The sequence below is a fragment of the Demetria terragena DSM 11295 genome (assembly GCF_000376825.1).
Lineage (GTDB): Bacteria > Actinomycetota > Actinomycetes > Actinomycetales > Dermatophilaceae > Demetria > Demetria terragena.
Genome location: NZ_AQXW01000003.1, coordinates 213,528 through 225,872, shown reverse-complemented (window position 1 = coordinate 225,872; position 12,345 = coordinate 213,528). Strand labels below are relative to the sequence as shown.

The 12,345-nt window shown below is 63.8% G+C and carries 11 protein-coding genes; 7 read left to right on the top strand and 4 right to left on the bottom strand.

What is annotated here, in order from left to right:
- The 5 genes from F562_RS0102955 (at nucleotide 1) to F562_RS0102935 (ending at nucleotide 5,280) form a co-directional block, all read left to right on the top strand.
- On the top strand, nucleotides 1-1,203 hold the full coding sequence (locus tag F562_RS0102955) for an aminotransferase-like domain-containing protein (RefSeq protein ID WP_018155436.1): 1,203 nt from the start codon (nucleotides 1-3) through the stop codon (nucleotides 1,201-1,203).
- Nucleotides 1,200-2,429, top strand: coding sequence for an ArgE/DapE family deacylase (locus F562_RS0102950; protein ID WP_018155435.1), 1,230 nt, complete (start codon nucleotides 1,200-1,202; stop codon nucleotides 2,427-2,429). Before F562_RS0102955 ends, F562_RS0102950 begins: the two co-directional genes overlap by 4 nt.
- Nucleotides 2,426-3,163, top strand: a complete 738-nt coding sequence (locus F562_RS0102945; RefSeq protein WP_018155434.1) for a maleate cis-trans isomerase family protein — start codon at nucleotides 2,426-2,428, stop codon at nucleotides 3,161-3,163. The genes F562_RS0102950 and F562_RS0102945 overlap by 4 nt, the downstream gene beginning before the upstream one ends.
- 19 nt (nucleotides 3,164-3,182) lie before the next feature.
- A complete protein-coding gene (locus tag F562_RS0102940) occupies nucleotides 3,183-3,842 on the top strand; it encodes a GntR family transcriptional regulator (RefSeq protein WP_018155433.1) in 660 nt (219 codons plus the stop codon).
- A gap of 253 nt (nucleotides 3,843-4,095) precedes the next feature.
- On the top strand, nucleotides 4,096-5,280 hold the full coding sequence (locus tag F562_RS0102935; RefSeq protein WP_018155432.1) for a S1 family peptidase: 1,185 nt from the start codon (nucleotides 4,096-4,098) through the stop codon (nucleotides 5,278-5,280).
- A gap of 91 nt (nucleotides 5,281-5,371) precedes the next feature.
- On the opposite strand, the gene F562_RS0102930 is transcribed toward F562_RS0102935, so the two are convergent.
- On the bottom strand, nucleotides 5,372-6,868 hold the full coding sequence (locus F562_RS0102930; RefSeq protein WP_051080124.1) for an NAD-dependent succinate-semialdehyde dehydrogenase: 1,497 nt from the start codon (nucleotides 6,866-6,868) through the stop codon (nucleotides 5,372-5,374).
- A gap of 77 nt (nucleotides 6,869-6,945) precedes the next feature.
- Between F562_RS0102930 and F562_RS0102925 the strand changes: the two genes are divergently transcribed.
- Nucleotides 6,946-8,196, top strand: coding sequence for an aspartate aminotransferase family protein (locus tag F562_RS0102925; RefSeq protein ID WP_018155430.1), 1,251 nt, complete (start codon nucleotides 6,946-6,948; stop codon nucleotides 8,194-8,196).
- A 69-nt stretch (nucleotides 8,197-8,265) separates the two neighbouring features.
- Here F562_RS0102925 and F562_RS0102920 read toward each other — a convergent pair whose 3' ends face one another.
- A complete protein-coding gene (locus F562_RS0102920) occupies nucleotides 8,266-9,645 on the bottom strand; it encodes an MFS transporter (RefSeq protein ID WP_051080134.1) in 1,380 nt (459 codons plus the stop codon).
- 235 nt (nucleotides 9,646-9,880) lie between these two features.
- The gene (gene hppD / locus F562_RS0102915; RefSeq protein ID WP_018155428.1) at nucleotides 9,881-11,086 is read right to left on the bottom strand and encodes a 4-hydroxyphenylpyruvate dioxygenase; all 1,206 of its coding nucleotides are present in this window, start codon (nucleotides 11,084-11,086) and stop codon (nucleotides 9,881-9,883) included.
- A gap of 107 nt (nucleotides 11,087-11,193) precedes the next feature.
- On the opposite strand from hppD, the gene F562_RS0102910 reads away from it, so the two are divergent.
- On the top strand, nucleotides 11,194-11,676 hold the full coding sequence (locus F562_RS0102910) for an Lrp/AsnC family transcriptional regulator (RefSeq protein ID WP_026180954.1): 483 nt from the start codon (nucleotides 11,194-11,196) through the stop codon (nucleotides 11,674-11,676).
- Here the strand turns inward: F562_RS0102910 and F562_RS0102905 are convergent.
- A complete protein-coding gene (locus F562_RS0102905) occupies nucleotides 11,653-12,345 on the bottom strand; it encodes an IclR family transcriptional regulator (protein ID WP_051080123.1) in 693 nt (230 codons plus the stop codon). The two genes, F562_RS0102910 and F562_RS0102905, sit on opposite strands and share 24 nt — an antisense overlap.

Genomic DNA, 12,345 nt, shown 5'->3' with positions numbered 1-12,345 from the left:
ATGACCGACCTGCCCCTAGCCAGCCGCGCCGACTACCTTGTGGGGTCGGTCATCGACTCGAGTACATCGTTGTTGGCTCAGCAGACTCACGACATCGTGAAGTTCGCGATGGGCTCCCCTGCCGCGGACGCCGTACCCACGCACACGCTGGCTCATGTGGCCGTCCAGACGATGGGCGCTGGAGCGGCCGACGCGTTTGACTACGCCGCGACCGAGGGTGACAGCGCTTTGCGTGAAGCCTTGCTCGCCGAGTTGGCCGGCACAACCGACGCCACGACTCCTGACCGCCTGACGATCACCTCCGGGGGCATGCAAGGCCTCGACCTGGCGTTCAAGTTGTTCGTTGATCCCGGTGACCTCGTCGTCGTCGAATCCCCTACTTACACCAATGGATCCGCAACTGCCCTGTCCTATCAGGCGGAGCTTCTTGAGGCGCCGGTCGACGAGAACGGTCTTGACGTCGAGCAACTCGAGGAGTTGGTGGTGCGGGCGGGCCGGACGCCCAAAGTCATCTACGCGATCCCCACATTCCAGAACCCGTCGGGTGCCTCGATGTCGCTCGAGCGACGCGAGCGGCTGCTTGAACTCGCCCAGCGCTGGGGCAGCGTCATCATCGACGACGACCCATACGGCATGCTCCGTTTCGCAGGCGAACCCGTGCCCTCACTGCAGGAGGTCGCAAACGGTGAACCGCTTGTCTTCTCGGTGCGGACCTTCTCCAAGATCATCGCTCCCGGGCTGCGGGTGGGATGGGTGAGTGCCGACCCGAGTCTGCAGCCGCTCCTCATCAGTGCCAAGCAGGCCATGGACACGTGCACGAACTTGCCACTCCAGCGGCTCGTCGCAGGCTTCCTACGCGAAGGACATCTCGCGGATCACCTTGCAACGCAGCGCGTCTCATACCGTGACCGCAAGGATGCGATGCAGACTGCGCTCACCGAGCAACTCGGCGATAAGGCGCGGTGGACCGACCCCGAAGGCGGCTTCTTTCTCTGGGTGAAACTCGGCGAATCAGTCGACACCGAAAGACTGTTCGAGGTCGCATTGGCAGAAGGTGTCGCGTTCATTCCTGGCAACGCCTTCTCCCCCAGCCGCCGGTTCCCGCACGACCTGCGCCTGTGTTTCGCATCGATGCCGCCGGCCCGAATCCACGAAGGCGTGACCCGCCTCGCCCGAGCCATTGAGAAGGTGGAATCGGAGTGACTGACCTGACCACGGCGGAGCAGACTCTCCTCGATCGCATCGACAAGACCTGGTTGATTCAGGCCACCCAACGACTTGTCCAGGCGCGCGGCCAGAATCCACCCGGCGAAGAAGCAGAGACGGTCGCTGTCCTCAGCGAGCTTGCCTCCGAGCGCGGACTGACGGTGACGCAGACCGAGGTCGCCCCGGGCCGCGAGAACGTCGCCGTCCGCGCGGACGGCGACACCGCGGGTCCCGGATTGCTTCTCCTCGGGCATACCGACGTTGTCCCCATTGGGGACGGATGGAGCACCGACCCGTTTGGTGCCGAGGTGCGCGATGGACGCATCTTCGGGCGAGGTAGCACCGACATGAAAGGTGGCCTCGCGGCGTGCCTCGAGGCGATGGCCGTAGTCCGACAGCTCGCGAGCGAACTCGGAGCCGAACTCACCGGACCGATCGATCTCCTGGCCACCGTGGACGAGGAGGAGGCCGGGATCGGCATTCGCGCGCTCATCGACTCTCCCCCTCCCGCGCGCTACCAGGGATGCATCACTGCTGAGCCAACCGACCTCCAAACGGTCATCGCTGCGCGCGGTGACGCCTACCTCGACATCGTCGTCACCGGAGTGGCTGCCCACTCGGGGCGCCCTGACGACGGTCGCAATGCGATCTACGGCGCTGCCCGGATCGTGGCGGAACTACGCGCCTGGCACGGCGAACTCGCCGCAACACCCCATGAACTGGCCGGCCCCGCAACGTTCAATGTCGGCATGATCGACGGCGGTCAGGGCACCTCCATCGTGCCTGCAAAGTGCCACATTCAGGTCGACCGACGTCTCCTGCCCCACGAGGATCCGGCGCAGGTCGAGAAAGATGCGCAGGCGCGTATCGACACACTCCACCTTGACCAGGACGGTCTCACCGTTGAACTCAGTTTGCCGATGAGCATGCCCGGCTTCGAAACGGCACCGAGCAACCCCTTCGTGTGCGCGCTCGACGAAGCACTGACCGCGGCGGGCGGGCCCGGCCATCCACTCGGCGGGTGGACTGCCGCCTGCGACGGCGGTTTCGTCGCCCGCGACTGGGATGTTCCGGTGGTCGTGCTAGGCCCAGGATCGGTCAACGACCAAGCCCATCGGCCCGATGAGTCTGTCGGGGTAGACGAAGTCGTTACCGCTGCCCGGGCCTATGCGCTCACCGCGTGGCGGCTACTCGTGTCCACCCCCACGAAGGAAGCACCATGACCACACCCACGGTCGGCATGCTGTACCCCGGATACAGCGCCGAAGACGACTACCCCGCTTTTGCCGCGCGTGTTCGCGACGCTGGCATCCCCATCGATCTACCGCTCATCCACACCCGCATGGACATCGACGCCCACGAAGTCGGGCCTCTCCTGGACATCGGGAATGCCGACTACCTCGCTGACGGGGCTCGCGAACTGGTGGCTTTGGGTGCTCAGAGCGTCATGTGGGCGTGTACCTCGGGTTCATTCGTCTTCGGATGGAAAGGTGCTGCCGACCAGGTCGAGCAACTCTCGCAGGCATGCGAGCGGCCAGCATCCTCAACGTCATTCGCCTTTGTCGATGCGTGCCGAGCACTCAACATCGAACGAGTCGCAGTGGCGGCCTCCTATCCTCAGGACATCGCGGAGAGGTTCGTCGCCTTCTTGCGCGCGGCCGACATTGAGGTGGTCGGAATGGGCAGCCACGGCATCATCACGGCCGCTGAGGTGGGGACCTTAGGCCGAGACCAAGTCGAACAGGTCGTCACGGGTGCCGACCTATCCGCTCACGTTCAGGCAGTGCTGGTTCCGGATACTGCCATGCACACCCTCGCGTGGCTGGATGACCTCGAACGGGCCGCCGGGCGTACGGTGCTGACCGCGAATCAGGTGACCACCTGGAAGGGACTCGACCTGCTCGGGCACACCCCGCTCATTCCCCACGCCGGGCGACTTTTTGCCCGACAATCCTGAGAAGGAGGAGGCTGACGCCATGACACCCGCCGCCGAACTGCAACCGTTGGCCCAGGAGACCACGGCCAGCCGAGTTGCGAGCACCGTGCGCGAGGCTATTGCGCTGGGACACATTGCTCCTGGTCAACAGCTGGGCGAGGTCGAGCTCGCACGACAGCTTGGCGTGAGCCGCGGACCGTTGCGGGAGGGGCTCCAGAGGTTGACCCAGGAAGGCATTCTGATCGCCCGACGAAACCGTGGGTTGTTCGTGATCGACATGACCCCAGAACGCGTGCGCGATGTCTATACCGCACGCCAGGCGGTGGAGCGTGGCGCAGCCGACGAGGTTCACGCGCGCGGCGATGCCAGGTCAACCGGCAGCGCACTGCTCTCGGTTGTGGAGCAGATGGAGCGAGCCACCCAAGGCACCGACGACCAGCAAGTGACCGACGCCGACCTGGCATTCCACGAACTTCTCGTGGAGCGCAGCCACAGCAGCCGGCTGATCTGGATGCACCGCACGCTCATCACCGAAACCCGCATGTGCCTCAACGCGCTGGTACCGACCTACGCGAGCAATGCAGCCCGCGTCACCGAACACCGTGCCATCGCCGACGCGTTCGCCGCTGGCGACCTGGTGCAAACCGATCGGTTGCTCGTGGCTCACATGCGCGACGGCGTAGATCGCCTGCTTCCCTGACTCGAGAATCTTCGACCCTCCAGAAGCACATTTCTCCACGTTTCTGCCGCTATTCTTGCCGGATTCTTATGGAATGAGTAAAGGTTTAGCGTTCATTCTTGACGAGTCGCGTCGCATCAGGTGACGATCGCCTTGTTGCCGGGGGCGGCATAGCAGAACCCGACACTTCACCCATCCAGCCCAACATTGACGCTGAACTGGCGATGACGTGCGCGGTGCCCATTTTCTCGTCGAATCTCGGTCAGGAGAATTCATGAAGTCTCGAGTCATTTCATCTGTGTGCGGTGTCGGCCTCGCCGCCGTCGCACTGTCCTCTGGCGCCACCGCCGCGCCCGCACCACCGTCGGACACGTCGGGCACATTCAAGGATGCCGCCGCTTCGTTTGTCGCCAAAGACCGAGGGATTTCCACGACGGCCGCTCGCGCCGTCATCTCCACGCAAGAACGTCAGCGCAAAACGTTGCGGACAGTGGAGCGCACCGTCACCGCCGACGGGTCCTACTTCAAGGGCGACAAACTGGTCGTCGTCGTCACCTCGCAAAAGGCTGCGGCCAAGGTTCGGTCCGCTGGCCTCTCCGCCCGAGTGGGAGGAGGCGAATCTACGCTGGGCAAGCGAGCAGATGCACTCGTCGCCGACCTCGGCAAGCGGTCGACGCACATCCAGTCCATTGAGCCCGACGTCACCACGGGCACGCTGAACGTCACCGTGACGGACAGCGCGCCGAGTTCAGTGATCACGCAGATCAAGTCGACGACCGATGGGACGGTCAAGCGCGGCGACGACTTGAGTACCTATGCCGACGTCATCCCCGGCCAAGCGATGCGATTTGACCCAAACGACCCCAACAAATACTGCTCCTTGGGATTTCCGGGGCGCCTTGCTGGCGGCCACACGGTACTTCTGACGGCAGGACACTGCGTCCTAGCGAAATACCCCAATGTCTACAACGCGGCCGGAACTAAGCTCGGATACACCTTCGCGACGCGCTTTACTGAAGGCCGAGCGAGCGTCGACATGGGAATCATGGACATTGACAACGAAGACACCGGACAGCCCTACGTCGACACTCGCGCAGGAGTCACGCTCCCCGTTCGAGGAATGCAGAAGGCCCCGATTAATGCCGCCGTGTGTAAGGCCGGAAACACCTCGGGATGGACCTGCGGCAATGTCAAGAGTTACAACAACCGGGTGACCTACACGAACCAAGCCGGCGTGCGCACACCGGTGAGCGGCCTCGCTCGCACGACAGTGTGTAGTGCGCCCGGGGACAGTGGCGGCGCCTACATCTGGGGCGATCAGGCCCAGGGCATGACCTCCGGCGGACCCACCACCCAGCGTTGCGCCTTTAACGGGGGCAACATCAAGAACAGCACGAGTTATGTGCAGCCAGTCTGGGATGCCGCGAAGAACTACGGCGTCACGCTCGAAACCCAGTAGTTCGCAGGGCAGCGATAGGGGCCGGTCGAGTATCTCGACCGGCCCCTATGCATGGACTCCACGGTCCTACATCTGCATGGACTCCACGGTCCTACATCGCGACACCGATGTACTTGACCTCCAGGAACTCATCAATGCCGACGCTGCCGCCCTCGCGGCCCAAGCCCGACTCCTTGATGCCACCAAAGGGAGCGGCCGGGTTGGACACCACGCCCTGATTGAGCCCGACCATTCCGGACTCAATACGCTCTGCGACCCGCAGCGCGCGTCGCAGGTCATTGGTGAACACATAGGACACGAGGCCGAACTCGGTACTGTTCGCTGCCGCAATGACCTCATCTTCGGAAGTGAAAGGAGTGAGCGGCGCGACCGGTCCAAAGATCTCTTCCCGGACCATGCGGGCGTCCTCAGGCACTCCGGTCAGCACCGTCGGCGGGTAGAAGTAGCCCGGACCGTCCGGGGCTTCGCCACCCGTGAGCACCGAAGCGCCCTTGTCCTTGGCGTCCGCGACCAAATCACTCACTTTCTGGCGTCCGGCCTGGTCGACCAGCGGTCCAACCTGAGTGCCTTCGGCGGTACCAGGACCGACCTTCAGTTCAGCCATTGTTGCACTGAGGCGTTGACCGAACTCTTCAATCACGCTCTCGTGCACGTAGATTCGGTTAGCAGCCGTGCACGCCTCGCCCATGTTGCGCATCTTGGCCTGCATCGCTCCGGTGACCGCCTCGTCGAGGTCCGCGTCCTCGAAGACGATGAACGGAGCATTGCCGCCAAGCTCCATCGACGTCCTGAGCACCTTTTCCGCGCACTGCTCCAGGAGCACCTTGCCGATTTTGGTCGAACCTGTGAACGAGAGCTTTCGCGCATCTCCTGACCGGATCAGCGGTTCCATCACCTCGCCCGCCCCGGTGCAGGTCACGATGTTGACGACACCGGGTGGGACACCGACGTCGACCAGAATCTGGCCCAACGCGAGCATCGACAGTGGGGTCTGGTGCGCAGGCTTGATGACGCTCGTACACCCGGCCGCCAGGGCCGGTCCGATCTTGCGGGTGCCCATCGCGAGCGGGAAATTCCACGGAGTGATGAGCAGGCACGGGCCGACCGGTTGCTTCGTGATCATGAACCGGGCGTTTCCGGCGGGCGCGGTCTGGAACTCTCCTGCAATGCGCAGCGCCTCATGGGCGAAGTGGCGGAAAAAGGCTGCGGCATAGGTGATTTCGCCCTTCGCCTCGGCGACGGGCTTGCCCATCTCCAAGGTCATGAGGAGCGCGAGGTCGTCCTGGTTTGCGATGAGCGCGTCGTACGCCTTCATCAGCAGGTCATGTCGTTCCTGCGGTGTGGTCTTGGCGAAGTCGGCCTGCGCGGCCACCGCCGCGTCGAGTGCCCGGCGTCCATCAGCCGGCGTGGCATCGGCGACCTGCGCGATCACTTCACCGTTGGCTGGGTCGTCGACGTCGAAGGTGGCATTGCCCTCAGCGGAGACCCATTCGCCGCCGATCAGCATGCGCGATTCGACGCGCTGAAGCACTCGTTGTTCCGCTTCTGAACGAGTCGAGCTTCCCGAGGTCTGGGAGGACGTTGTCATGAGTGAAGTGCCCTTCGACGGAGTTGGTTCTGTGCTCTAGAGTGATTGTCGACAATCTATCAACTTGGAGGTCAACGATGGCCGAGCTGTCTCCCGTACTGAAGCAAGCAACTCCCGTTGTCGCGACTCGCGGCGAAGGAGCGTTGCTTTTCGACGCCCAAGAGCGTCGATACTTGGACTTTACGGCGGGCATCGGAGTGACGAGTACCGGGCACTGCCACCCCAAGGTCGTCGCCGCCGCGCAGGAGCAGGTCGGCAAGCTCATCCACGGGCAATACACGACGATCATGCACGAGCCGCTACTCAAGCTCACTGAGCGACTGAGCGAGGTACTCCCGGCCGGCTTGGATCGGACCTTCTTCGCCAACTCCGGCTCGGAGGCCATCGAGGCCGCGCTGCGCTTGTCGCGTCAGGCCACGGGTCGCCCCAACATCATCACCTTCCATGGCGGGTTTCACGGACGTACGGTCGCCACCGCGACCATGACGACGTCTGGCACGAAGTTCCGCGCCGGCATCTCGCCACTGATGGGCGGCGTCTACACCACGCCGTTCCCGGACCCGGGATTCTTCGGGTGGAGTGAGGAAGAGTGCACCGCCTTCGCACTCAAGCAACTCGACTACACCCTGCAAACCATGAGCGCACCGAACGAAACGGCCGCGTTCTTCATCGAGCCAGTCCTCGGCGAAGGCGGCTACGTCCCGGCGAACACGGCATTCCTGCAGGGCCTGCGGGAGCGTGCCGACAAGCACGGCATCCTGCTGGTGCTTGATGAAGTGCAGACCGGTTGGGGTCGCACTGGCAAGTTTTGGGGGCTGGACCACTTCGGCGTGCAACCCGACATCCTGGTGACCGCCAAGGGCATCGCCTCCGGTTTCCCCATCTCGGGTATCGCCGCCTCCAGCGCGCTCATGGAGAAGGCCTGGCCAGGCTCGCAGGGCGGCACATACGGCGCCAACGCCGTGGCCTGCGCGGCTGCGCTAGCCACTCTGGAGGTGATCCAGGAGGAGAAGCTGGTCGAGAACTCCGCCGCTCGTGGTGCTCAGCTGAAGGCCGGATTGCAAGGGGTGGCCGACAAGTACGACGCGATCACCGACGTGCGCGGCCTCGGCCTCATGATTGGCAACGAGTTCCGCGACGCAGACGGCAACCCGGACGGTGCCGCCGCAGCGCGGGCACAACAGGCCGCCGCCGAGCAGGGCCTCCTGCTCCTCACCTGCGGACCCTGGGGCCAGGTCGTGCGCTTCATCCCGGCCCTCGTGGTCGACGAGCCACTGGTCGACGAAGCAGTCGGCATCTGGGAGAAGGTCGTGGCGTCCACGCTCTGACCCCGCACCCGGCACAGGCGAAGGGCCGCCACCCCGTTGGGGTGGCGGCCCTTCGCCTGTCGGTGTTGGTCAGGCGTTTCCGCGCTCAGCATTGAGTTGCGTCTGCTCGGCGTGCGCCTCAGGGGTTCCGGGAATCTCGGTGCCCCGCAACGACTCTCCCTTGGTTTCGATGAGGAACCAGGAAGCGATGAAGCCGATGACGCATGCGGCCACCGTGTAGTAGGCCGGGAAGATGTTGTCGCCCGTTGCTTCGATCATCCTGTCGTTAACCAAGGGCGATGTTCCGCCAAAGGCCGCGGTAGACACGTTGTAGGCCAGGGCCACTCCCGCAAAGCGCACGACCGTGGGGTACATCGCTGGGAAGGTTGCCGAGATCGTGGCGAGCTGCGGCGCGTACAGCAGCCCGATGACGAGGAAGCCAATGATGGCACCGGTCGAGCTGGCTCCCATCAGGTGATACATCGGGATCGCAGCGAAGGCCGTCGCAGCGCAGGAAAACAGCCACATCGGCCTTCGGCCAGTCTTGTCGGACAACGCACCGATGAACGGAAGGACGATCGCCATGGCGACCTGTCCGATCAATATCGCGATCAGTGCGTCGTTCGTCGACATGTCGAGCTCGGTCTCGAAGTACGTCGGGCTGTAACTCAGCAGCGTGTAGTTGACCACGTTCACTGAGATCACCATGCAGAACATGATTGCCATGGGCCGCAGATACTTGCCGAACAGGATCTTGTAGATCCCGCTGATCTCCTCCTGCTCCTCTTCCTTCGCTTCGAGTTCGCGGAAAATCGGGGTGTCTTCCATGCGCGAGCGCAAGTACATCCCGATCAGGCCCAGGGGTGCAGCGACGAAGAACGGTATCCGCCAACCCCAATCCTGCATCTGCGATTCGCTCAAGAACTGCAGCAGCGCGAGCACGAACGCCGCCCCGCCGGCAAAACCTGCGAGCGTTCCGACCTCGAGGAACGAGCCATAGAAGCCGCGCTTGTTCCGAGGCGCGTACTCAGCCATGAAGGTTGCTGCGCCGCCATATTCACCACCGGCCGAGAAGCCCTGCACGGTGCGGCAGACGAACAGCAACACACCTGCCCAGATGCCGATCTGGGCGTACGAGGGGATGAGACCAACAGCGAGCGTGGCGCCTGACATCAGCAGAATCGTCATCGCCAGCACGCGCTTGCGGCCGATCTTGTCACCCAGCGGCCCCCAGATCGCGCCACCGAGCGGGCGGAAGAGGAAGGACACCGCGTAGCCCAGCAGCGTCAACGTGGCGGCGTTGTCACTCTCGAAGAGCGCCCCGGCGATGTACACCGCAGTGACGGCATACACGCCGTAGTCGAACCACTCGACCGCGTTTCCGATCGCGGACGCGCCGATTGCTCGGTGTAGGACACTCTTGGGAACTTCTGGTTCCCCAGTCGAAGTCGTCGTCGGACTCGTGCTCATCTGCTGGCCTCCCCTGACGGGTGCTCGCTCATAGTGATTGTCGACAATCAGACACAGTAGCGGGACATCACTCTCCTGTCCCACCTTCGCGGTCATCCACTGTTCCCGGATCACACCCTGGACTGCAACCCGGCGGCGTGTCGCAAGAGCCCGGAAGCGGACAAAGCGTTCGGTCAGACCATCCGTGCGCTCGTGCTCACGGATGGTCTGACCGAAGGTCGCAGTTAGGCGGGAGTCAGAGGTTGCCGCGGCGGTCTTGCTCGCGCTCGATCGCCTCGAACAGCGCCTTGAAGTTGCCCTTGCCGAAACCCAGGCTGCCGTGGCGCTCGATCAGCTCGAAGAAGACAGTCGGCCGGTCTCCCAGAGGTTTGGTGAAGATTTGCAGCAGGTAACCATCCTCGTCGCGGTCAACCAGGATGCCGCGCTTCTGAAGTTCCTCGATCGGCGCCCGAACCTCGCCAATCCGTTCCCGCAACTCCGGGTCTTCGTAGTAGGAGTCCGGGGTATTGAGGAACTCGACACCGTTGGCACGCAACGCATCCACGCTCGCAAGGATGTCGTTCGTGGCCACGGCGAGATGCTGCGCACCGGGTCCACGATAGAACTCCAGGTATTCATCGATCTGGCTCTTCTTCTTGGCGATTGCCGGTTCATTGAGCGGGAACTTCACCCGGTGGTTGCCGTTCGCGACGACCTTCGACATCAGCGCCGAATAGTCGGTGGCGATGTCATCGCCGATGAACTCGGCCATATTCACAAAGCCCATGACGCGGTTGTAGAACCCGACCCACTCGTCCATCTTTCCGAGTTCGACATTGCCGACGATGTGGTCGAGCGCCTGGAAGAGCCGCTTCGGCTGCCCGTCGCGCTTGACGAACGTGGACGTACGCGCCTCGTAGCCCGGCAGGTAGGCGCCCTCATAGCGGCTTCGGTCAATCAGCGTGTGTCGGGTCTCGCCGTAGGTTGCGATCGCGGCGATGCGTACGGTCCCGTGCTCATCGGTGATGTCCTCCGGCTCACGCACGACCGTGGCACCAGCCGACTTCGCCTGGGCGATGCACTTGTCGACGTCGGGCACCTGTAGCGCGATGTCGACAACCCCGTCGCCGTGCACGCGGTGGTGCTCGACCAACGGACTGTCCGGGTCGACGGCCCCGTTAATCACGAACTTGATGGAGCCAGACTTCAGCACGAACGACTTGTGGTCACGATTGCCGGTCTCTGGCCCTGAGTACGCGACAAGTTCCATGCCCCACGCCGCCTGGTAATACTGCGCGGACTGGGTGGCGTTGCCGGAGACGAAGACGATCGCGTCCCAGCCGGTCACCGGGAAGGGATCGCTGTCTGCGTCGTAGTCGACGAGACCAACCAGTTGTTTCAACTGATCCAGATTGAGGTCGGCGTCGCGCTCGGTCTCGGTGAGGTTCAACGTGTCAGTCATGAAGCCACTGTGACGTGGGACTCATGACCAAGCAAGACGATCACATTGCACTACACATCCTGCACATTGTGCCTGGCCTTAGTCGGCTAGGCGCATACACTTTGTCCATGTCTGCGGTGGATTCACTCGATGCGCGCCTCCTCACCCTTCTGGCTGAGCGCCCACAGGTCGGCGTCCTCGGCGCGTCCCGTGAGCTCGGAGTGGCCCGCGGCACGGTGCAGGCGCGACTCGATCGACTCATGCATCGTGGGGTCATCAGGTCGCAGGCGCCGTCCATCGACCCCGCCGCGCTCGGCTACCCGGTTACCGCATTTGCCACCCTCGCGATCCAGCAGCATGACGGCCACGACGCGATCTTGGAGCACCTGCGCGGTATCCCCGAAGTGCTCGAGGTCCATACGATTACCGGCGACGGGGACCTGATGGTTCGCGTTGTCGCCCGTGACAACCCTGACCTGCAGCGCGTGATTGACCTGATCGTGCGCCGCGGGACTGTGACCCGGACGAATACTGTGATTGCGTTGGCCGAGATCCTCCCGCGCAGAACTGGTCCACTCGTGCAGGAGTCAGCCCGCGCCGAGCGCCGCTGACACTGCGTGGGCCGCCGCAACGACTCGCGGCCCAACCCGGTCAGCGTCGAGGGCCTGCAGAGACACCACGCCGACCGATGCCTCGAGCCCGGGTATGCCCACTACGGGTGCGGCCAAGCCGTGGGCGCCCGCCTGAAGTTCACCGTCGGTCACGACGTAGCGCTCCGCCGCGTGCGGTGGATCATCGCGACCTAACAAGATCGCCCGACCGGCAGCTCCCGCATCCAACGGATGGCGTGCGCCGACCCGGTAGGAGACGTGCAGATCACCCAACGTGGGTTCGACGACGGCGACCGCCAACGCTTCACCCTGCTCGGCGATCGCGAGGTGCGCGGTGGCGTTGACCGTGTCAGCCAACACCCGCAGCACCGGAATCGCAGCTTCCACCACCAGTGGTCGCGCCGCGCTACCCCAACGCAGCAATCCCAGGCCCGGCCCAACTCGCCCATCAGCGCGGCGCGCCACGAGGTCATGCCGTGCCAACGACGCGAGCAGGCGATAGATGACGGGTCGACCGACGTTCAGGTCTGCCGCGAGTTCGGTAATCGTTGCGCCAGCTGGTCGAGACCCCGAGGTAAGCACGCTCAGGAGGGCCAGCCCACGATCCATCGTCTGTGAGGTCTCGCCGCCCAAGTCAGGCGAACTTGGTGAGGCACTGGGGTCGCTCAT